This is a genomic window from Pandoraea aquatica, from assembly GCF_902459565.1.
Lineage (GTDB): Bacteria > Pseudomonadota > Gammaproteobacteria > Burkholderiales > Burkholderiaceae > Pandoraea > Pandoraea aquatica.
This window is the reverse complement of record NZ_CABPSN010000007.1, coordinates 189,770-210,468: the sequence shown is the minus strand read 5'-3', so window position 1 is coordinate 210,468 and position 20,699 is coordinate 189,770. Positions and strand designations below refer to the sequence as shown.

General features: G+C 62.3%; 12 protein-coding genes and 1 tRNA gene. 5 read left to right on the top strand and 8 right to left on the bottom strand.

The genetic code is table 11. The features are described from left to right. Positions 1-37 precede the first annotated feature (37 nt). The gene (locus PAQ31011_RS21170; RefSeq protein ID WP_246179709.1) at positions 38-1,339 is read right to left on the bottom strand and encodes a BamA/TamA family outer membrane protein; all 1,302 of its coding nucleotides are present in this window, start codon (positions 1,337-1,339) and stop codon (positions 38-40) included. Positions 1,340-1,698: 359 nt separating this feature from the next. Between PAQ31011_RS21170 and PAQ31011_RS21165 the strand changes: the two genes are divergently transcribed. Then, a complete protein-coding gene (locus tag PAQ31011_RS21165) occupies positions 1,699-2,868 on the top strand; it encodes an ABC transporter substrate-binding protein (protein WP_150577677.1) in 1,170 nt (389 codons plus the stop codon). 183 nt (positions 2,869-3,051) lie between these two features. Continuing rightward, positions 3,052-3,136: transfer RNA gene (locus PAQ31011_RS21160), tRNA-Leu, on the top strand. A gap of 82 nt (positions 3,137-3,218) precedes the next feature. On the opposite strand, the gene PAQ31011_RS21155 is transcribed toward PAQ31011_RS21160, so the two are convergent. Next, entirely contained in the window at positions 3,219-4,760 is a 1,542-nt protein-coding gene (locus PAQ31011_RS21155) for a glutaminase (protein ID WP_174990222.1), read from the bottom strand. A 648-nt stretch (positions 4,761-5,408) separates the two neighbouring features. Between PAQ31011_RS21155 and PAQ31011_RS26785 the strand changes: the two genes are divergently transcribed. Then, on the top strand, positions 5,409-5,801 hold the full coding sequence (locus PAQ31011_RS26785) for a hypothetical protein (protein WP_246179708.1): 393 nt from the start codon (positions 5,409-5,411) through the stop codon (positions 5,799-5,801). A gap of 147 nt (positions 5,802-5,948) precedes the next feature. Here PAQ31011_RS26785 and PAQ31011_RS21145 read toward each other — a convergent pair whose 3' ends face one another. Genes PAQ31011_RS21145 through PAQ31011_RS21135 form a run of 3 tightly spaced genes read right to left on the bottom strand, consistent with a single transcriptional unit; the run spans position 5,949 to position 8,621 of the window. Continuing rightward, complete coding sequence (locus PAQ31011_RS21145) at positions 5,949-6,596, bottom strand: hypothetical protein (RefSeq protein WP_150577675.1); 648 nt, start codon at positions 6,594-6,596, stop codon at positions 5,949-5,951. A 43-nt stretch (positions 6,597-6,639) separates the two neighbouring features. After that, on the bottom strand, positions 6,640-7,779 hold the full coding sequence (locus tag PAQ31011_RS21140; RefSeq protein ID WP_150577674.1) for an ArsO family NAD(P)H-dependent flavin-containing monooxygenase: 1,140 nt from the start codon (positions 7,777-7,779) through the stop codon (positions 6,640-6,642). Beyond that, the gene (locus tag PAQ31011_RS21135) at positions 7,776-8,621 is read right to left on the bottom strand and encodes an AraC family transcriptional regulator (RefSeq protein WP_150577740.1); all 846 of its coding nucleotides are present in this window, start codon (positions 8,619-8,621) and stop codon (positions 7,776-7,778) included. The genes PAQ31011_RS21140 and PAQ31011_RS21135 overlap by 4 nt, the downstream gene beginning before the upstream one ends. A 167-nt stretch (positions 8,622-8,788) precedes the next feature. On the opposite strand from PAQ31011_RS21135, the gene PAQ31011_RS21130 reads away from it, so the two are divergent. Next, entirely contained in the window at positions 8,789-10,162 is a 1,374-nt protein-coding gene (locus tag PAQ31011_RS21130; protein WP_150577673.1) for an FAD-dependent oxidoreductase, read from the top strand. Positions 10,163-10,219: 57 nt separating this feature from the next. Further along, on the top strand, positions 10,220-11,083 hold the full coding sequence (locus tag PAQ31011_RS21125) for an NmrA family NAD(P)-binding protein (RefSeq protein WP_150577672.1): 864 nt from the start codon (positions 10,220-10,222) through the stop codon (positions 11,081-11,083). A gap of 65 nt (positions 11,084-11,148) precedes the next feature. Here PAQ31011_RS21125 and PAQ31011_RS21120 read toward each other — a convergent pair whose 3' ends face one another. The 3 genes from PAQ31011_RS21120 to PAQ31011_RS21110 all read right to left on the bottom strand — a co-directional run bounded on the left by PAQ31011_RS21120 (position 11,149) and on the right by PAQ31011_RS21110 (position 20,219). Further along, positions 11,149-11,994, bottom strand: a complete 846-nt coding sequence (locus PAQ31011_RS21120) for an alpha/beta hydrolase (protein ID WP_150577671.1) — start codon at positions 11,992-11,994, stop codon at positions 11,149-11,151. Further along, positions 11,984-14,158, bottom strand: a complete 2,175-nt coding sequence (locus tag PAQ31011_RS27025) for a tetratricopeptide repeat protein (protein WP_150577670.1) — start codon at positions 14,156-14,158, stop codon at positions 11,984-11,986. Before PAQ31011_RS27025 ends, PAQ31011_RS21120 begins: the two co-directional genes overlap by 11 nt. Before the next feature lie 112 nt (positions 14,159-14,270). Beyond that, on the bottom strand, positions 14,271-20,219 hold the full coding sequence (locus PAQ31011_RS21110) for an autotransporter domain-containing protein (RefSeq protein ID WP_150577739.1): 5,949 nt from the start codon (positions 20,217-20,219) through the stop codon (positions 14,271-14,273). Positions 20,220-20,699 lie beyond the last annotated feature (480 nt).

The following is a 20,699-nucleotide window of genomic DNA, read 5'->3' as shown; positions in this document are numbered from 1 at the left end:
CCTGCTCTCGAAAACCGGTTGTATTGACGGTCCGTCGTCAGTGCCACGCGCTGCCGACCTGAATGTAGAAGGCGTTCTCCCCTTTGCTGTGGGCGACATCGATGCCTACGGCCAGACCCAGCTTGGCGGCGATGAGATAGCGGAACCCCGCGCCGACGCTCACGACGGCATCGGCCTCGGAGAAGGATTTCCACTTGCCCCATGCACGTCCCGCGCCGCTGAATCCCAGCACCGACCAGCGCGGCGTGACGTTCCAGCGCACTTCGGCTTCCACCATCGCCGCGTTCTGGTCCTGATATCGCCCTTGCTGCACGCCGCGCAGCTTCACATAGGGCTGTGCGTAGAACGGCGTATCGCCCGCAGAGAAGCGGCCGTCGAGGCGCAAGCCGAGCACCCAGTCGCGCGCGAGCGGCAACCACGTGTAGCCGCGTCCGTTATAGGTCTCGAACGATTGCGAACTACCTGCCCACGGGCGCGCCGCCTGAAGCTCCAGTTCCATATAGCTGCCGCGATTCGGGAAGAACATGTTGTCGCGCGTGTCGTAGTCGATCACCAGACCGACCTTGCCGATACGGCGCTGCGCGTCGGGCACACCGACCTCCTGCGCGACCTGCCCCGTGAAGTGCGTGTTCGAATCGAAGTAGGTGTAGCGCGGTCCGACATACCAATGCGAATGCCCGATGCGAAACAGCACCTGTTGCACGAGAAGCCAGCCGTTCAACTGATAGGTACGGGGCGAGTTCGACAGACCGTAGTAATCCGTCTTCATGTTCACTTTGGCGATACCCCCGAGGTACCGGATGGCATCACCCCCCCACGTGTGAAAGTGCATGAGGCCCGCGCCCCATGTTCCGTTTTCGGTGTACATGCCGCCGACGGCAGTGATGTTCGGGGGCGTCATGACACCGGTTTCTTTAGCGTTTCTCGCGGCGTCGGCCATCGACTCGGAAAAGAACATCAGCGCAACACCGCCGCCGTAACCGATTGCCGGCTCCGTAATGATCATCGGGATGGGTAAAGCGCCGCGGTGATTCAGCAAGAAATCGCTGGCGTCGAAATCGCCGTCGCCGTTTGAATGCCAGGACACTTTTTCCTTGGCGGGTACTGTCGAAGTGACGGGATTCTCGGGGGCAACAACCTGATCGGCTTGAATGACGCTAGCGACGCCATTCGACGTTTGCGCACAAACGGAAGTCGTTGCGATAGCCGTAAGCAGCACCATCACGGCGGTCAGGCTTCGCTGGCAAGCACCCCGCGTCACGTGGTGGCCCATCGGAAGATGCGCCACGTCCATCACCGCACGCCGTGCCGCCGGTGAGCACTCGCCGGGCATCGTCATGCACCTCCGCCCCCACGACAGTCTATGCATTGGCTGTTCGCTCTCCGGACACGAGAATGAAATTCAGCGATATTTAATTTTCAAAAACACCAAAATAATATAAGCCAAGTAATTTTAATTACCAATTAATTACTCAATTAAAGTCAATTTCAATAAACACTAAAACACACAACAAGCTTTCGTCAAAGATATTTTTAAATTTCATATAACAACCGGTCGTTGAATGATTCACTCGGTTCGCGGTGTGATCGAGGCAAGTCGACGGCCAGCGTCACGACACGAATCGGGGAGTATTTTTCCGTGCTGGTCTGACGCAGGCGGTGCGGTATGCTTACGCGATTCGACCAAAAGGAGACCTCATGCGCTCACCTCTTCGCGGCATCCGCCTGTCGGGTGTTTTGCTTGCTCTGACGTTGTCCGGCGTGGTGACAGCGGCCCGAGCCGACCTCACCGTTGGCATCGACCTGTCCTCGACGGGTCCGGCGGCCGCTATCGGCATCGCCAGCAAGAACGCCATGCAGCTTTGGCCTGATCAGATCGGCGGCCAGAAGGTGCATTACATCTTTCTTGACGACGCATCCGATCCCGGCACGGCGGTGAAAAACACGCGCAAGCTCATCAGCGAAAACAAGGTGGATGTGATCGTCGGCCCGAACATCACGCCGAGCGCACTGGCCATGCTCGACCCGATCTCCGAAGCGGAAACGCCGATGATCACGCTGATCGGATCAGCCGTGGCGGTAGAGCCGCAGGACGCCAAACGTCGCTGGGCCTTCAAGATGGCCGCCAACGATTCGGCCATGGCCGACGTGATGACGCGTTACATGGCCAACCATGGCGTGAAGACGGTGGGCTTCATCGGATTTGCGGACGCCTATGGCGATAGCTGGCTAAAAGAATTTTCGAAGTTCGCCGCACTTCGCAAGTTGCAGATCGTGGCGCAGGAGCGCTTCAACCGGACCGATACGAGCGTGACCGGGCAGGCGCTGAAGCTGATGTCGGCCAAGCCTGACGCCATTCTGGTCGCAGGTTCAGGCACGCCGGCTGCCCTGCCGCAGCGCACGCTCCAGGAGCGCGGCTACGCAGGCAAGATTTATCAGACGCACGGTATCGCGACGTACGACTTCGTCCGTGTAGGCGGTAAGGACGTCGAGGGCACCCTGTTCCCGACGCAGCCGGGCGTTGTCGCCAAGACGCTGCCGGACGGACATCCGGCCCGCAAGGCAGCGCTCGCGTTCACGAAAAAGTACGAAGCGAAGTACGGCCCGGACACCGTGACCCAGTTCGCGGCGGATGCATACGGTGTATGGGATCTGCTCAACGACGCCGTGCCGCGCGCCGCCAAGATTGCGGCGCCGGGTACGCCCGCGTTCCGGGTGGCATTGCGCGACGCGCTGGAATCGACGCATAACCTCGCGATCCCCAACGGCATCATGAATCTGAGCCCGCAGGACCACGTTGGTCTGGATCAGCGCGCCGGGGTGATGGGACAGATCAAGAACGGCAAGTTCGTCTACGTCTCCGACTGAAACCGGACACCGGGAAGATTGCCGGTGCTGTCAGGCCAGAGGTTTGGCAGCACCGGTGACGCAAAGCTGTTGGGGCGGGCTTGTGGCGGAAGAAAATTTCGGTCATAATCTCGCCTTCGTCCGGTGAGCCGTGAGGTTTATCGAACGTCTCACGCTGCGACACCGTTCGGTGCCCGCACACCCGCCCAGGTGGTGAAATTGGTAGACGCAGGGGACTCAAAATCCCCCGCCGCAAGGCGTGCCGGTTCGATTCCGGCCCTGGGCACCACAAGACCTAACTCCATCAGTGCACCCCCTCGATTTAGCATAAATCTGGCGTAGCCACGCATTCATTCGTCTCGTCCGACGGCTCAGTCCTCATCCCGCGCGGCATTCCCCGACCTCGATGTCTCGTCGACCACGACAATCTTCTCCAGCGCGTGCCGGTCTTGAGCCATGTGGTAGTACCGCTTCATCCTGCCGTGAATGTCAGGCGCCAACAGCACTTGTGTGCCGTCGACGGCAACGCCCTTCGCCTTGCGGATGCTCGGCGTTTTCGCATAGAAGTCCCGCCTCTCTCCATCGACGACCGGCATGGCATCCGTGAGTGCGCGACGCGTCTGCGCGGTCATCTCCGCTTGAAGCATCGCGTCCATTTCACGCGGAGACGGTCCAAGGGCATAAGACGGCAGCTGCTCCGCCATCAGTCGCGCACGCATCAACCCTCGCGCCATTCCCGACGTCGCGCGTCGCTTTGAAGGCATCACCAAGTTCAGCTTGTTCAGTGTACCGATCCATTTTTGCCCTTCACCGGAATTCCCCGCGGGGTTCAAGTCAGCGTGATGCGTCGCCACGACGAGATTTGCATGTCGGTAAAGACTGCCGAAAATGCCTCCGTCGACGCCCGTCTTTCCACCGAATGCGTTTTTCCTGAACTGCGTCCCCGACTCTTCATAGCTGCCACTGATGTCGCTCGAGCATCGAACATAGTTCGCAATCGAGGCAGGCAGGATTTGCCTGCGCGTCCCGTTCTCCACATCGACCTGCACGCCACCACTGCGAAACACCGCGGCAACATTCGCCATGTCCTCCGTGTTCACCATCACCGCGCAGGCCCTGCAATAGCTAAGAAAAGCGTCTTCGGAAAGCGCTCGCCTGCACGACCGTGCGAACTCGGGCGTCAGTCGGCCGTCACGTGTCGAGTTGGCGTTAACAAGCGTGTTGCCATACTTGCGCACCGCATAAATCGTCAGGCTGTCGTCATCCACAAATCCCGACGCATCCAGCGTCGCCAGCAATTGCCGATTGCGACTCGTCGTCTGGTCGGGCGGGCAGAAGTCGAACTCTCCAATGGCCATGGCTTCATTGACGGTCAGCCCCGAATTTCCCGTCAACGACTTCATCATTGAGAGAAAGCCTTCGAACGGGTCGCGTCCCTGCGGCGTGTGAATCTGGATCAGCATCCATGTTGCGAGCGCGCCGATATTGACACTTGAATTGAACGGACGGCCATCGGGCGCGAGCGTTGCATCGTTATAGGGAAGCGCTGATGCCTGCATCCCGATATATCGGCCGTAGCGCTCGGGACGACCGCCCATCAACTGAATTGCCAGTGCCATCGCCGTCGGCTTCGACATGCTCTGCTGCGAAAAGCGGTGATGGGCATCGCCAACACTGACGATCTGTCCGGTGCGCGTGTCCATCAACGAGATGGCGCGCTTTTCGGTACACGGATTCGTACCGGGAATGCCCAGGACAGGACGTCCTTTGCCAGCGGGCGAGGTCCGCGAACGAATGACCTCGTTCAGAAGCGCGGCATCCACGACGAATGCTTTTTTATATACAGCCGAGGGCGAAATACCCGCTTGCATACCTTCGCAAGCGTTTCGAATGCGCACCAGATCGGCGGCCATCGCGTGATGAACGTCGCCTGTCCGACAAGTTTGAGGGTGCACAGAAGCAACGTCATCCACGGAAATCCGTGGGACAGAAGGTAAAATTTTCATGATGCGGCGACTTTCGTGAACTCGGAGATATCTGGTCTGAACCGGTTCGATGACCCCATTTCTCTCAGAGCTTCGCCTTGCGGCAAGGTCGCCGTGTGTCCCCGCCGTCGTTGCGACGGCTTCGGCATTTCGAGAAGAGCATCCCTAAACGATTTTTTTGTTTCCCTAAGTTACACGCGTAACGAGGGAAGCGGATTCTATGGTTCGCTCATCGGCGTGCTCGCGCCACCGGGAGGGCACGTGTGCCGACGGTTGGCGTGACGCAGTGACAGCGCCGTGTGGCCCCATTTCACGTACGGGACGTACAGATTTCGTCAGGTCCGTTGGCTACGGCTCGGCAATCAGGTCGCTGCCCACTTGGCATCACGTAATTTCCGAATCGCTTGATAGCCCGGAGATCTCGCATCGAACGCGGCACAGTCCTCGTCGGATCTCTCGCACCACGCGGAACACCGCGTAGCACATGGATCGACGCGCTCACAGGGTTTGCTTGTTCAATTGGGAAAAGCGCCGAAGCCTTGCGCGTGACAGCGATCAGGCAGAACGATTCGGACGATGCTGAAACTCACGTCACTTCACTCCTGCCATCATGAAAACACCCTAACCGTACATTCATGGGAGACCTTCATGAGCGCTTCTAAAGACGCGAAGACCGAGAAGAGCAGCGACGTCGTCAAGAAGAATCGCAAGAGCTGCAAAACACTGAACGTGCCGAAATCGTTAGCCCGGCAAGGCTACGTGGTGTGGTTTCATGACCACGGGGAATATCTGGGACTGGCGTGGAACGAAGCGGCTTCGGAAATTGAAAAAGCGCACGTGACCGACGACGATCACGCGATCTACTTCGAAACGTTCGCGCAAGCTGCCGTGGCATGCGACAAGTTCGTCAGTCCTTGCCGCGTGCTCCATTCGCCGGGCCCCGGCAAGCGACCGAAACTTATGGGCTGATCGAGACGAGCGGCCTGCCGTGTGCGGCAGGCCGTCCTTGTTGGCAGACGATCCCATAGGGCTCGCCCGAATGGGGGCCTGAGCATCGACAACCGGCGCACCGTTTCGGCGGCGATCCCGCCCTCTCGGTGCGCGCCACGTCGGCGACTACGGTGGGCTGATCTTCGAGAGAAAGTGCGTCGCGGCGACAAGCGCCGTGCCGACCGTCACGATCGTGCCGATCAGTCGCCACGTCAACGCCTGTAGTTCGCGGTGCAACCCCGTACCCAGCGCGTGCATGTCCGATCTGACCGACGCGATCTCGCCTGCAATTTCGCTGCGAACTTTGCCAAACTCTCGATGTATCTCTCCAAACCCCTGATGCATCTCCTGCCGCAACTCTCCGAGCCCCCGATGCATCTCTTGCCGCAACTCTCCGAGCCCCCGATGCATCTCCTGCCGCACCTTTCCAAACTCCTGATGCATCTCACTTCTAAGGCCGCCGACTTCGCGATGTATCTCGGCACGAACGGTACCGATCTCCCTAGCGAGATCTTCCTTGGTCGCCAGCGTCGGCAGTACTGCCTCGACTGACGCGATTCTTTCATGCAACCGCATCTCATCGTGCTTGTGCCGGGCATCCGCGTGCCCCACTTTGAACCGTGTAATACGTGAATCAATTTTCCGGAGTGTTCCCATCTTCATCTGCACCTTCTGTCGCATCGAAGCCCTCACCTGGCAGGCGTCGACACGTTGGATAAACGATGTGCAGTGAAGGCGCTTTCGTGCGAAATATGCGGCTTTTTTTGCGATCATCCGGCTCCGCCCCGCTCGCGTCCGCCACTGCATGAGAACCACTCTATCCCGCCGTGCTGTGCTTTCGGCGCTGCGTAGTCGACGACACGGGCGCAGCAAGGTGGGTGACGATCTCCTGCGCCGTCGCCCGCGCGCTTCGCATCACCCCGATCAGCGTCGCGGATGCATACCCCGTCCACTCGCCGTAGCCAACCAGCCACAGTCTCGCTTCGTCAACGCTCCTTGTCCCGGCGACGCGAATCCGCCCGTCGGCCTGCGCAATGCCCAGACCGCGCAAATGACCCAGCGAAGGCCGGAATCCCGTGCACCAGACGACAACGTCGACCGGTGTATGCGTGCCGTCTTCCCAGACGACACCGTCCTCGACGAATCGCGAGAACGGACGCACCGTGCGCAGCACCCCGCGCGAGCGCGCCTCAAGCACCGATGGGACCATGACGATGTGCGCCAGCCCGCTGTCGGGATACGGGTCCGGCAAGCCGTGCTGCACGGCCTGCCAGCGCGCCGTGGCACGTTCGAACAACACGCGCCCGTCGACATCGTCCGGCAAGTAGGACGGTGGACTTAGCGTGACCCAGGTCGCCTCGCTCACCCGCGACACTTCGGCGTAGATCTGCGCCCCCGAATTGCCGCCACCGACGACCAGCACGCGCTGCCCTTGCAGCCCCTGCGCGCCTGTATATTCCGCCGAATGCATCTGAAGTCCGCCGAACACTTCCTGCCCCGGATAGGACGGCACGTACGGTGAACGCCATGACCCCGTCGCACTGATCACCGTGCGGGCCAGCCAGTCACCACGGTCAGTGCTCACCCGCAATCCGTCTGCCTGCGCGACAACATTCGTCACACGCACGGGACGCTCCACCGGCACTTCATAACGCGCTTCGTACTCACGCAAGTACGTCACAACCTCGTCTCTCGACGGGTAATGCGTCTCGCCGCCGCGCATGGGCCACCCCGGCAGCGACGACCATTGCGCCGGCGAAAAAAGTTGCAGCGACGGCCATGCTCGTTGCCATGCGCCGCCCGCAGCCGGCTGATCGTCCAGCACCTGATAGCTCACGTGCCATCGACGCAGGAAGTACGCCGTCGCCAGCGCCGATTGCCCGCCACCGATCACGAGCGTATCGACGTGCCTTGTCGGGGAGAACGGCGGCGGTGATGCCGTCTCTGCCGGGCTCATGCTTCCTCCTCGTCATCCGCCTGCACACGCGGCCCGACCTGACGAAAGTAGCGTCCTGGCGATTCACCGAAGGCACGCCGAAACATGGCGATGAAATTGCTGGGGGTCGAGTACCCGAGCGAGTCGGCAATCGTACCGACGGGCTCGCCGTTTGCCAGTCGTTCTAACGCACTCACCAGACGCGCTTGTTGCCGCCACTGCGTGAACCCCATTCCCGTTTCCGCCACGAACAAGCGCCGCGCCGTACGCGACGACATCCCGGCATGCTGCGCCAGCGCCTCCAGCGAGGCCTGCCCACCGAGATCGTCGAGCACGGCACGCGCCACACGCGCCACACGCGCATCGGTCGGCATCGGCAACCCGAGCGGCTCGGCGGGCGCGCGCGCGATCTCGTCGACCAGCACCTGCGCAAGCCGCATCTCCTCGTCCGTCAGCACGTCCCGCAGCGCCCAAGACACGGCCCGTTTGACGAGCGCCGCCAGCAACTCGGACACGCCCACCACGGAAGGCGTGGAAGGCAACGTCGTCGCAGCCGCTGGCGTCACCAGCACGATCCACCCGCTCACCACGCTCGATAGCGACACGCGATGCGTAACGCCGGGCGGAATCCATCCCGCTCGGTACGGCGGCAACACCCACGCGCCAAACGGCGTATGCACGTGCGCCAATCCCGCGTGAATACAGAACAATTGTCCCCGGACGTGCGAATGCCAATCCAGCTCGCGCGTGCCGATCCTGAACAGACTTCGCTCGTGATCGCGCCCGCCGAAGGCCCACACGGGCGGACCGTCGAGCCGGTCGTTCGGCTTGTATCGGGCGAACGGCGAGTCTTCAAGTTGCATCAGCCCCACATCGGGTTTCCTGCGCGACAGGTCGGGAGAATCAATGCTCATACGTTTGTCCGATTTGCATTGTTTTATGACCAAACAATGTTATCAGGTCACACGCGAGCGCGCGGACAATGAGCGAAGTGCCACTGCCGGCCGCCTCATGACGGCCCATCGAAATCATGTCTGTCTTGCACGTCACCATCATCGGCGCGGGTCTGGGCGGCCTGTGCCTGGCGCAGGGTCTGCGCCGCGCGGGAATTTCGTTCGATGTCTACGAGCGGGATCCCGCGCCCGACGCCCGTTTCCAGGGATATCGCCTGCGCATCGACGCCAACGGCCTCGACGCCCTGAACGAGTGCCTGCCCGACGGCGGCATCGACCGCGTTCGCGAGCGTGCGGCCGTCGCGCGCGCGGGCGGGCGCTTCGTCACCCCACAACTCGAAGACGCCAAGGTCGTCCTGCCGCCGAGCTGGCACGACGCACACACCGACTCGGCCGTCACCGACCATCGCCAGCGCTCCGCGACCGCCGCCGCGCGCCCGACGCCGCACGTGCCCGACATCCCGGGCGACGTCAGCGTCCATCGCCAGACCCTTCGCGAAATTCTGCTCGACGGCATTCTCGATCGCGTGCATTTCGGCAAATCGTTCTCGCGCACGACCACGATTGCCGACGGACGTCGTGTCGCCCATTTCGACGACGGCACGCACAGTTTGCCGGGGCTCGTCATTGCGGCAGACGGCACGCAATCCCGCGTTCGCGAATACGTGTTGCCAGGCATGGCCCCTCGCGAGACGGGCGACATCTGCATCTATGGCCTGACGCCCCTGTCGACCGCCCTGCTCGTGCTGATGGACGCCCACGGCGAGGCCACCACGATGGAAGGCAGCACGGTCGTGTTTGCCGACGGGTTCGCCGTCATCGTCGAGGCGATGCTGTTCCGTCGTCCGCCGCGTGGCGATACGTCATCCGTGGTATCGGCGACGCTATCTACAGTGAGCACGCCCAGCGAAATGCCGCTCACACCGGTCTCCGATTACCTGTACTGGGCGTTCATCGGTCCGTCGCGAACGCTGCTGGGCCCGGCCTACACCTGTGCGGAAATGCCGGACGCCATGCCACTCGCGCGCATCGAGTCGATGACACAGTCATGGCACCCGCATCTCGGCTCGCTGTTCTCGCACGCGGTCCCGGAAACGGTGCGCGTGTCGCCCGTGCGCAGCACCGCCAGCCCGCTGCCCTGGCAGATCGACGGCGTCGCCGGGCTGGGCGATGCCGTCCACGCGATGAGCCCCGCCGGCGGTCTCGGTGCAAACACAGCGTTGCGCGACGCGGCGCAACTGACCCGGCACCTGCGCGAGGTCGCCCACGGCCACGTGCCGCTCTGGCAAGCCATCACCGCCTATGAGCGCGACATGTGCGAGCGCGCGCGAGAGGCCGTACGTCTGGCCGATGCCGGCGCGGCACTGCTCAATGCACGTCGCGCCCAGTCGTCCTCGTCGCTCACATCGCAGGCGTCGACACAGAAATCCGCCGACGTGATGCATTTGTGAGACGACTGCGATCCCGTGTTACTTTTACGGCAACGTTACTGCGCGTGAGGAGTGACTATGTACACCGTAATGGGTATCACGGGTCGCGTTGGCGGCGTGATCGGACACGATCTGCTCACGGCCGGCCTGCCACTGCGTGCCATCGTTCAGGACCCCGTCAAGTCGAGCCGTTGGGCCACGCTCGGCGGCGAGATCGCCGTAGCGGAGAACGGTGACGCCGATGCGCTGACCAACGCCTTTCGTGGCAGTGAGGCCGTCTTTGTGATGCTTCCGCCGAACGCCGACCCGGAACTCGATTTCTCGCACGCGCGGCACCTGATCGACGCCATCGTCAAAGCGCTGAGCGCCACGAACCCCAAGCGGGTGGTGTGCCTGTCGAGCATTGGTGCCGATTCCGACACACCCAGCCTGATCACCGCACTGCGCCTGTTCGAAGACGCGGTGCGCACTGTCGGTCTGCCGACAACGTTCCTGCGCCCTGCCTGGCTGATGGAGAACTTCGCGTGGGATATCGCGCCCGCCCGGGAACGCGGCGAACTGCCGAGTTATCTGGCGCCGGTGGACCGGGCCATTCCGATGGTGTCGACGAACGACGTCGGCCATTTCGCCGCGCGTGCGATGCAGCAGGATGTCGACGGCGAACGTATCTGGGAAATCGAAGGCCCGGAGCATTACTCGCCGGACGACATCGCCGCCGCGCTCGCGCGCGCCCTCGTGCGGGATGTGAGTGCGGCGGCTGTGCCGCGCGCAGGTTGGGACCCACTGTTCCGTGCGCAAGGCATGCGCAACCCGCTGCCGCGCATCCAGATGCTCGACGGGTTCAACGACGGCACTTTCCACTTTCGCGACAACGGCCAGCATGTCATGCGCGGGGACGTCACGCTGCTCGAAGCGATGACTGCGCTCGTGCGAGAGACCTGACGTCGAGAGCGAACGTCAGCGGCTTCAAGGTCTGCACCTGAAGCCCTTCAGCGCGCTCAGCTCCCTCACTGCGCCGCGTCGCACGCGGGTGTCTGCGCGAGCAGCGCTGGCCATCGCGCGGCCCACTCGCCGTCGTGCGCGAGGCCGGTGACGACAACCGTCTTGACGCACTTCCCACCGACAGCCGCCGCATAGCGCTTCTCGACGTCCGGCGGCACCACCGTGTCCTGCGCGCTGCTGAAGTGGATCTGAGGTATCGCTGCGACCCGCGATGCAACGTCGATCGGATTCAGCGATGCCGGCATCGCCGACACGTTATGCATGCGGTTCACGTACTCGACATCGAGATTACCGGCGACCGTGCGCAGCGACGCGACGTCCTGTCGCCGGGCGGCAATCAGTGCGGCAATCGCACCACCACCGGAATAGCCAACGAGCGCCAGGCGCTGCCCGGGAACGCGCGCCGCGATCTTTCCGACAGCCTCGTTCATTGCGTCGACGACATCGGGTGCAAAGCGCTTGCCGGTCCAATACTGCACACCGCATGCCGAATTCAGTGCCATCGGTGTGAACTGACAGGGACGCGCGAGATACACCACGTTGGGCGACGTATCGGCCGCAGCAAGGGCGAGTCCCGTCGCGGCGACGGGCGTCGGATCGAGCGACGGCTCCGTTCGCGACAGCCACGCGAGTCCGTCGCCTTCGATGTAGACATTCACCGGCGCATCGGCTTTCGTGATGCGAGAGAACACCGTCAGCACGAACGGTCCGCCCGTCACCGTCTCACGATGCAAACCCGCCGGGTCGGCCAACGCCTGAGCGTGGGCGTCGCGATCCAGGCTCGCGCAGCCTGACGTCAGCGCAGTGGCGACCAGACACGCAAACGCACCGAGCAAGGCCTTAACTTGCATCCCGCGACTCCACACCACGCCGTTCGGCGACGAAGGCGGCGAGCGCCTTCCCCATCCGATCGATCACGGGCTCCCATGCCCCGCGCTCGGACTGACGGAACAGTGTCATCTCCGGATACCACGGCGAATCGTCGCGACCGAGCAACCAGCGCCAGTCGGGCACGAACGGCAGCAGCACCCAGACAGGCCGCCCCATCCCACCGGCCAGATGCACGGGGGAGGAATCGACCGAAATCAGCAAATCGGCGAGATGCAAAATGGCGGCGGTATCTTCGAAGTCGCGAATCTCATCGCTCAGCGACACCATCCTCATGCCTTCCGGCGGAGTTTGCGCCTGCGACGACGCGGGTCCCTTCTGGATCGACAGGAATGTTGCGCCGCTCGCACCGAGCGGCCCCAGTTGATCGAGCGAAACGGACCGGTTGCTATCGTTCACATGCTCCGGGCGTCCGGCCCAGACCGTTGCGACCCACGGCCGGGGAACGTCGGCCAGACGCGCGCGCCAATGGGCGATGCGCTCGGGATCGGCACTGAGATACTCGATGTCGCCGGGCAAATCGGTGAGTTTGAGCCCCATCGCCATCGGCAGGCTCATCAGTTCGCAATGCTGGTCGAAGGTGACGGGCAGCGTGCCGCGTCCGACGATGTCCGCCTCGCCCCACATCCGTCGGGCAATCGACAACGTTTCGGGATTCACTTCGAAGATCACCCGCGCCTGACTGCGCTCGCGCACCCACCGCGCCATGCGCATGAACTGGAACGTATCGCCATATCCCTGCTCGTCGTGGATAAGCAACGTCTGTCCCGGAATCGGCTGACCGTCCCAACGCGGACGCTGGACTTTGCGCTCAATCGACTGCGTATGTTCGAGGCTGTAGCGATAGCGGTACTCTTGCCAGCCCCGCTCGAAATCGCCCAGCAGAAGCAGGGATTCGGCCAGATCGAACCGGTTGGACAAATCACCGGGGACCTGACGCGCGAGCATCGCCAGCACGTCACGGCCAGCCTCAGCTTTCCCCTGCGCACGCAGGGCAAGCGCGAGCAGACGCCACATCGACATGGGCGCAGCGCCCGCCGCCACGACATCGCGCAGCAGCGCTTCTGCGCCTTCGAAATCCTGCGCCGCAATGCGTTCGGATGCAGCTTGATGAACGGATGCATGATCGTGCGACGTACCCGCCTGCGATACCTGCGACGCCTGCGCGTCGGGTGCCCCGGCGGCGTCACGTCTCGCAATATCCGCTTCGACCGCCGCCAGCGCGGCCTGCACGTTGGTGCTTTGGGGCAGCAACTCGGTGGCAGCGCGCGCGCTGACGAGCGCTTCGTCGAGACGCCCGACCAGTCGCAGCACACCCGCTCGTGCCACCAACGTCGAGGGATGCTGCGCAGCGAATGCCGACATCACTTCCACGACTTGCAGCGCCGCCGCAACATTGCCGCGCGAGAGTTCGATATCGGCCAGATTCCGATAGGCGTCGACAAAATTGGGCGCCAGTTCAATAGCCCGGCGCGCCAGTCCTCCCGCCTCGTCGAAACGCTTCTGCAAGCTCAACAGGGACGCCAGATTGCTATGTGTATCGGCACGCTGGGGATCGATGTCCAATGCGCGACGATAATGCGCTTCGGACACGTCGAAACGTCCCAGCAGTCGCGCGGTATTACCCAGATTGTTCTGCGCGTCCGCCGACCCTGGCTGAAGATCCCCCACACGTGTCAGGCACGTCAGGCTCTGTTCGAGCTGACCGGATTCCTGCAACGCGATGCCCAGATTGTTCCATCCGGGCGCGAACACGGGATCGATCTCGACGGCGCGACGCCCCGCCGCCACGGCATCCGTCAGACGCCCCGCCTGACGATACATCTCCGCAAGATCCGACCAGCATGCCGCATGCGCACCCGGTGCCCGGCACGTGGCTGTCAGATGCTCGATCGCCATGTCGCGCTTGCCGTAAGCATGCGCCATCAGGCCAAGGAGATAGTGCGCATCGGGGTGTTCGGGTGAAGCATCCAGTATGCGTCGGCACAGCATTTCGGCCTGTGCCGCCTGTCCGGCTTGCCAATGGGAGTTCGCCAGCGCAATCGCTTGCGCAAAAGTGAGCGTCCCGGCAGCAGCGGGCGACGACGACGCACCGTGAGGCGACGGGGAGGAGGGAGCGGAAGACATCGGATGACGTTCGTGAAACTCGGGAAGCCGTGGGCACTGCGCGATACTTCCACGGCGGTCGCAGCCATGTCAATGACTGCGACCGCCGATACCGTCTGAAGGTATCAGACGATCAGAAGCGCTGTTGCACGCGCACGATGCCCGTGTGCGACACAAAGCCCGAACCGACTTGCAGATCGTAGCGAACCGACGCACTCAGGTTGTTCGCCCGCATGAGCGTCACGCCCAGCGACATCTCGGCCAGATCGGACACCGGCGTAGCGCCCACGGTCGTGAAGCCCGTCTGCCCGGTCGGGTCGGCTGCAAAGCTCGCGCCCGTGGTCTGACGCGTGCGGTTGTACTCGTGCACCCAGCGCAGGCCAAGCTCCGGCGTCCACGTGCCCGACGACGTCTCGAACGGCAGCGCAATCTTCGCACCCAGCGCACTACGCACCGAACTGCTGCCTGCACTGCCCACCGACAAGGCCGTACCGTTGCCACCGGTTTCCGTGTAGCTGTTCTGATTCAGATAGCTGTACGTGACGCTCGCGAGCGGTGTGACGATGGCACGGCCCAGCGCCAGCGGCCAGCCGAATTCGGCACTGGTCGCGTACTGTTGACCGTTGAAATTGCCGTTGGCCACGCCGTTGAAGCCTTGCATCGAGACCAGACGGCTCGAGTTGTAGCGTTGCAGCACGACCGAACCCGTCAGGTTCACGTACCACGGCTCCCCCGTGTAGGCGGCATAACCGATCAGGCCATAACCATTCACGCTGGTCTGATTGCCGGACGTACTGCCGTCGCTATTGATGACGGTGCGCGAGAACTGGAACGCACCGCCCGCACGCACGCGATCGCCGAACGCACGGTCGGCCCCCACCAGCAAGCCGCCATAGTTGGCGCTGTAACCGTCGACATTCTCGCGAGCATTCTGGCTGGAGTGACCACCGAACGCCTGCCCCCACACACCCCAGTTGGCCGCGCTGTCGCCGGTCGCCACACCCGTGCCACCCGCTTGTGCCACACGCAGACCGTTGACGTGCGAGTTCACGAGGTTCATTGAACCGAACGTTGCAGCACCGGCCGCGCGCGAATTCTGCGCCGGGGCGAGTTGCTTGCCGACGCGGTTGGCCGAATCGGTCGAACGGTCGCTCAGCGAGCCGAGCGTGGCGTTGAACAGATTGAGCAACTTCGGATCGCTCACGCCGGTGTAACCCAACAATCCGCGCAGTGCCGACGTCGCATTCGGTGCCGACGCGATCGTCGCGTTCGTACGCGGATCGAAGGCTGGCAAGCCGCCGTTGTTTCCGTTCCCGGCTTCGGGGTTGCTGCCCGTGCCACCGGTGCTGCCCGAGTTGCCCGCGTTACCGCCGTTGTTGATGCCGCCGTTGCCGCTACCGTTGTTGGCACCAGTGCCGTTGGCCAGTGTCACCACCAGGTTCTTGTGCGAACCGTTTGCGACTTCTGCACCGCTGGCGTCGAGCGTCGTCGAGCCATTGACGCGATACACGAGCGAGCTGGCGTTGTAGTTCGCCGTTCCTGCCGTATCGATCACGACATAGCGCTGACCGGCGGCAAAGCTGTAACCCAGAGATTGCAGCGCCACGCTCGACCCGGCGGCAAGCGTCGAATTACCGCTCACCACGAGGCGGCCGTACCCGCTGTCGGTCGCCGGATCGCCAGTAGTCACGGCATTGCTAGCCACGCCGATTTGCAGCGTTGCGCCTGCGGACTGCGCGTAGTTGCCCGAGACCTGAATCGCCTTGTTGATCTGCAACACCGACGCTTCGTTGTATGCGGTGCGCGTGCCAGCCAGGTCGAAGTTATTGCCAACGACAAGGTTACCGCCGTTAAAGCGCACATCGGCATTGGTGCTGACGATCGTACCGCCGTACGTCGGACCGAAGCTCGTGATCGTGCCGAAGGTGCCATCCGTTGCACCGGCAATGCGCAGATCGTTCGGCGAGCGGTTGATGATCCATCCGGCAATCGTGCCCGCGTTGTTGATCTGGCCAATCGAAGACGACACGCTTTGGTTCGAGATCGCGCCACCCAGACCGGTGATGAGACCGCCCGCAAGGTTATTGATGACACCAATCGAATTCGCGTTGTAAATCCCGTAGTAGCCGGCCGTCAGCGTACCCGCGTTGTTGATCTGGCCGATCGTGCCCCCGGTGCTCACACCGTTCGCCGTCCCCCAGTCGTTGTTGATACCCGACGAATAGATCGGGTCCGTCGCCTTGATGCTGCCACCAGCGAGGTTGTTGATCGTGCCGATGGTGCCGCCATAGTTGCCCACACCGGCAAACTGACCCACCACGATGCCGCTGTTGGTTAGCGTGTCGAGCATCGAGCGCGGCGTGACGTTGCCCGACGGCAGGAGCATCAGGCCGGTGTAGCCACTGATCAGCCCACTGTTATTGATCGAACCGATCTGCCCGGTGTTCGCCAGCCCCACAATCGTCGACGCCGTCGGGGCCGCCGAGATGGTGCCGGTATTCACAACCGATGTCAGAACACCGGCATTAACCACGCCGAACCGGCCACCGCTGATCTGTCCGGAGTTCTCCAGACGCGTCAGTGCGGTGACGCTGTTCACGCCAGCCATGTTGGCCGAGAGCAGCGTGTTTTTGTTGAGCAACGTACCGATGACACCGCCGTTGTAGATCGCCGAATCGGTCGCGCCGGTCGCATGAATCACGCCGTTGTTCTCGACGCGATCGATGCTGCCGCCATTGGTTCCGACGGACAGCGCGGAGGTTCCGGTCAACGTGCCGTTGTTCGTGAGCGTGCCGAGCGAACCGTTGATCGAGCCGTAGGTCGTGCCGGAGATCGTGAGGTTCGCGCCATCGTAGGCCCAGTCTGATGTGCCGGTCGCCGCGCCCGGGGTCAGCGGCCACGTGCCGCCAATCGTCCCGATGTTCGCAGGCGCGAAGATCGTCACCACGAGATCGGTATTGCTGCCGTTGCCGACCTTGGCACCGCTGGCCGCAAGCGACGGATAACCGTTCACGGCATAGCGCAGCGTGCCTTCGTTGTAGATGGCCGAACCCGCGGTATCGATCACCACATAGCGCTGACCCGCCGCAAAGTTATAGCCCAGCGATTGCAGCGCAATGCTCGATCCTGGCGCAATGTACGTGTTGCCCGAGACGAGCAGACGACCGTAGCCGACGTCCGTCAGCATGCTGCCGGTCGCCAAGGCGCCATTGGCCACACCGATCTGCAACGTGCCTGCCGCAGCCTGCGAGTAGTTGCCTGCGACCCGAAGCACGTTGTTGATCTGCAGCACCGACGAATCGTTGTACGCCGTGCGGGTGTTCGCGAGATCGAAGTGATCGTCCACCACCAGCTTGCCGCCGTTGAAATGCACGTCGGCGTTCGTGCTGACGATGGTGCTGGAGTAAGTGGGGCCGAAACCGGTCAGCGTGCCGAACGTGCCGTCGGTCGCGCCGCTGATATACAGATTGTTTTGCGACCGGTTGATGATCCAGCCCGCGATCGTGCCTGCGTTGTTGATCTGGCCGATGGACGCCGTAGTTGCCTGATTCGAAATTGCGCCGCCAATCCCCTTGATCACGCCACCGGCAAGGTTGTCGATCGTGCCGACCGCAGCATCGTTATAGATGCCGTAGTAGGTGCCCCAAATCGTGCCCGCATTCTTGATAAGGCCGATGGTGCTCGAAGCAACGTTGCTCACCGCAGCGACATCCGCGGTGAGGGCACCGGTGGCGAGAATCTGACCGCCCGCCTGGTTGTCGAGCGTGCCGAGATAGGCGCTGAGGTTCTGCACGCCCTTGTTCGATCCGGTGATCGTGCCGCTATTGGTCAGCGTACCGAGCGTCGCATTGGCCAACCCCGTCTTGCTTGAGATCAGGCCGTAGTAACCGGAGATCAGCCCCGTGTTCGTCAATGCGCCGAGCTGCGCCGAATTCAGCACGCCGTAGGCGTTGGCTGCCTGAATCGTGCCGGAATTAAATACCGAGGTGAGCGTGTTGCTGTTGTTCAGCCCCTGTGACGCACCGGTCACGGTGCCCGAGTTTTCGAAGCGGGTGATCGTGCCGCCATTGCTGACGCCACCATAGGCCGCCGTCGACACAGAGCCGCGATTGACCAGCGTGCCGATGGTGCCGCCGTTGTAGAGACCCGAGCTGGTGTTGCTGGTCGCGGCGATCACGCCATCGTTCTCGACAAGACCGATGTTGCCTGCCGGGGACGTCGAGAGTGCATAGGCGCCCGTCAACGTACCCGAGTTCGACAGCGTGCCCATGTTGCCCGTGATAGTCGCGAACGAGGTGCCTGCAATCGACAGGTTCGTGCCGTCGTAAGCCCAGTTCGGCGAAGACGAAGGCGTACCGGCCACCAGCGTGTCCGTGCCGCCCATCGCGCCCACATAAGGCGCCGTCACCGTCACGACCAGATTCTGATGCCCGGAAACCGGCTGGCTTGCGCCACTACCTGAGAGGTACGGGTAACCATTGACGACGTAGCGCAGCGTGCCTTCGTTGTAGGTCGCGGACCCTGCCGTATCGATCACGACAAAGCGCTGACCGGCGGCGAAGTTGTAGCCCAGCGACTGCAATGCGATGGTCGAACCGGAGGCGACAGTCGTGTTGCCCGTCACCTTCAGATAGCCGTACCCAGCGTCGAGGCCAACGTTGCCCGTCGTGACGGCACCGTTGCCCACGCCAAGTTGCAACGTGGCGTTCGCGCCCTGCGAGTAATTACCAAAGATGTAGATCGGTTGGTTGACCTGCAACACGGAGGCATCGTTGAATGCCGTGCGCGCATTACCCAGATCGACCATGTCGTTCAACAGAAGGTTGCCTCCGGTGAAGTGCACGTCGGCAAACGGACTGGCCAGCGTGCCGACGACCGAACCGCCGAAGCCCGTCAGCGTACCGAAGGCCGTACCCGTCGCACCGGCAATCGACAGGGCCTGAGAGCCGTAGTACAGAATGTTGCCAGCAATGGTGCCAGCGTTATTGATCTGTCCGATCGTGGCGTCAGACGACGGGTTCGAAATCGCCGCCATCGGTCCGGTAATCAGACCGGACGCAAGGTTGTTGATCGTGCCGATCGAATCCGTGTTGTAGATCGCGTAGAGGCCCCCCGAAATCGTACCGGCGTTGTTGATCGCACCAATCGTGCCGCGATAGTCCGTGGCGCCGACCGAAGCATTGACGTTGGAAATCCCGGTGCCGATGATGGTATCTGTGCCGGTAATCTGTCCGCCGCCAAGGTTCTCGATGGTGGTGATGGCCGTGCCTCTGTTGGATATCCCGTTTTCCGTTCCGGTGATCGTGCCGCTATTGAGCAGTGTTCCGAGTAGCGGATTCGGCGCACTGCCCTTGACGGCAGCGACGCCGAAAATGCCCGAAATACGCCCGCTGTTGCTCAGCGTGCCGAGTTGCGACTGGTTGAGTACGCCATACCCGGCCGTCGCGCCGATCGACCCGCTGTTGATGGCCTCCGTCAACGTACCCTGGTTGTTCAGCCCCTGAAAGAACCCGGTGATCGTGCCGGTGTTTTCAAACCGGGTCATCTGACCGCCGTTGCCGACCCCGGCAAACGTGCCCGTCGTCACCGACCCGCGATTGACGAAAGTGCCGATGACGCCGCTGTTATACGAGCCCGAGTTGCTACCGGTGACATTGATCGAACCGTTGTTCTCGACAAGAGACACGTTCGCCGCAGCAGAGAACGACAGCGCATACGCACCGCTCATCGATCCGGCATTCGAGATGGTGCCGAGGCCACCGGTGATCGTCGCGAACGTCGCAGGCAACGAGCCCGAGATCGTCAGGTTGGTTCCGTCAAAGGACCAGTTCGGCGACGTAATTGTGTCCGGCGCGCCAGAGAAGAGTTGCGTCACACCGTCCATCGTGGCGACAGGCGCCGGTACGGCAAAGACCGCCCCCGCGTTCATCGACGCGAGCGCCACGGCAGCAACGGCAGCGGCCTTGCGCGCACGGCGACGGTCGACGGAACGTGACTTGCCGCCGTGGCCGCTCGCCACTTCGGAAGCCACCTGATACATGCCGAGACTGGCACTCCACACCACGCGATAGATGTGATTCATTTGATCCCTAGGTTCTGATTCTTATGGTTGCTTGTCATGCAATCGATGCACGAATGACGGAATTCGGCACCGCTTCCCGGGCAACACGCGCGTGCAGACGCCAATACACGAGCGCTTCGCTGCAAACGGCGAAGTGCTTCGATGTCGATCAGGCGGAAATGCGGACGAGAGCGCGTCGGGATAGCGACGCAACTGCGCTATAGCGCTAATGGAGGAGATGAGCCCGTTCGCCCGATGAGCGACTTGGTTGAACGACCTGTGCGAAACACAGGTGCACCGTTGCGGCGAGAAGCGGCACGAACCATTCGGACTACCCCGGTATTTTTTTACAAGCCGACTGCGCTTGTTATTTATCGTAATTTTTGATCAAGTGAATCCTTTCATATGCTTACCCGACTGTCAATCGATAAACATCACAACGCATCAGCACCATTGATTTCATTGAATTTGTTTTGACTCCACGTCATTGACAAGCATCAC

Excerpts from the sequence above, each read along its gene's own strand:
- PAQ31011_RS21135 (WP_150577740.1), bottom strand. The coding sequence starts at position 8,621 with ATGCAACTTGAAGACTCGCCGTTCGCCCGATACAAGCCGAACGACCGG.
- PAQ31011_RS27025 (WP_150577670.1), bottom strand. The coding sequence starts at position 14,158 with ATGTCTTCCGCTCCCTCCTCCCCGTCGCCTCACGGTGCGTCGTCGTCG.
- PAQ31011_RS21140 (WP_150577674.1), bottom strand. The coding sequence starts at position 7,779 with ATGAGCCCGGCAGAGACGGCATCACCGCCGCCGTTCTCCCCGACAAGG.
- PAQ31011_RS21120 (WP_150577671.1), bottom strand. The coding sequence starts at position 11,994 with ATGCAAGTTAAGGCCTTGCTCGGTGCGTTTGCGTGTCTGGTCGCCACT.
- PAQ31011_RS21145 (WP_150577675.1), bottom strand. The coding sequence starts at position 6,596 with ATGATCGCAAAAAAAGCCGCATATTTCGCACGAAAGCGCCTTCACTGC.
- PAQ31011_RS21155 (WP_174990222.1), bottom strand. The coding sequence starts at position 4,760 with ATGGCCGCCGATCTGGTGCGCATTCGAAACGCTTGCGAAGGTATGCAA.
- PAQ31011_RS26785 (WP_246179708.1), top strand. The coding sequence starts at position 5,409 with ATGCTGAAACTCACGTCACTTCACTCCTGCCATCATGAAAACACCCTA.
- PAQ31011_RS21170 (WP_246179709.1), bottom strand. The coding sequence starts at position 1,339 with ATGACGATGCCCGGCGAGTGCTCACCGGCGGCACGGCGTGCGGTGATG.
- PAQ31011_RS21130 (WP_150577673.1), top strand. The coding sequence starts at position 8,789 with ATGTCTGTCTTGCACGTCACCATCATCGGCGCGGGTCTGGGCGGCCTG.
- PAQ31011_RS21165 (WP_150577677.1), top strand. The coding sequence starts at position 1,699 with ATGCGCTCACCTCTTCGCGGCATCCGCCTGTCGGGTGTTTTGCTTGCT.
- PAQ31011_RS21125 (WP_150577672.1), top strand. The coding sequence starts at position 10,220 with ATGTACACCGTAATGGGTATCACGGGTCGCGTTGGCGGCGTGATCGGA.
- PAQ31011_RS21110 (WP_150577739.1), bottom strand. The coding sequence starts at position 20,219 with ATGAATCACATCTATCGCGTGGTGTGGAGTGCCAGTCTCGGCATGTAT.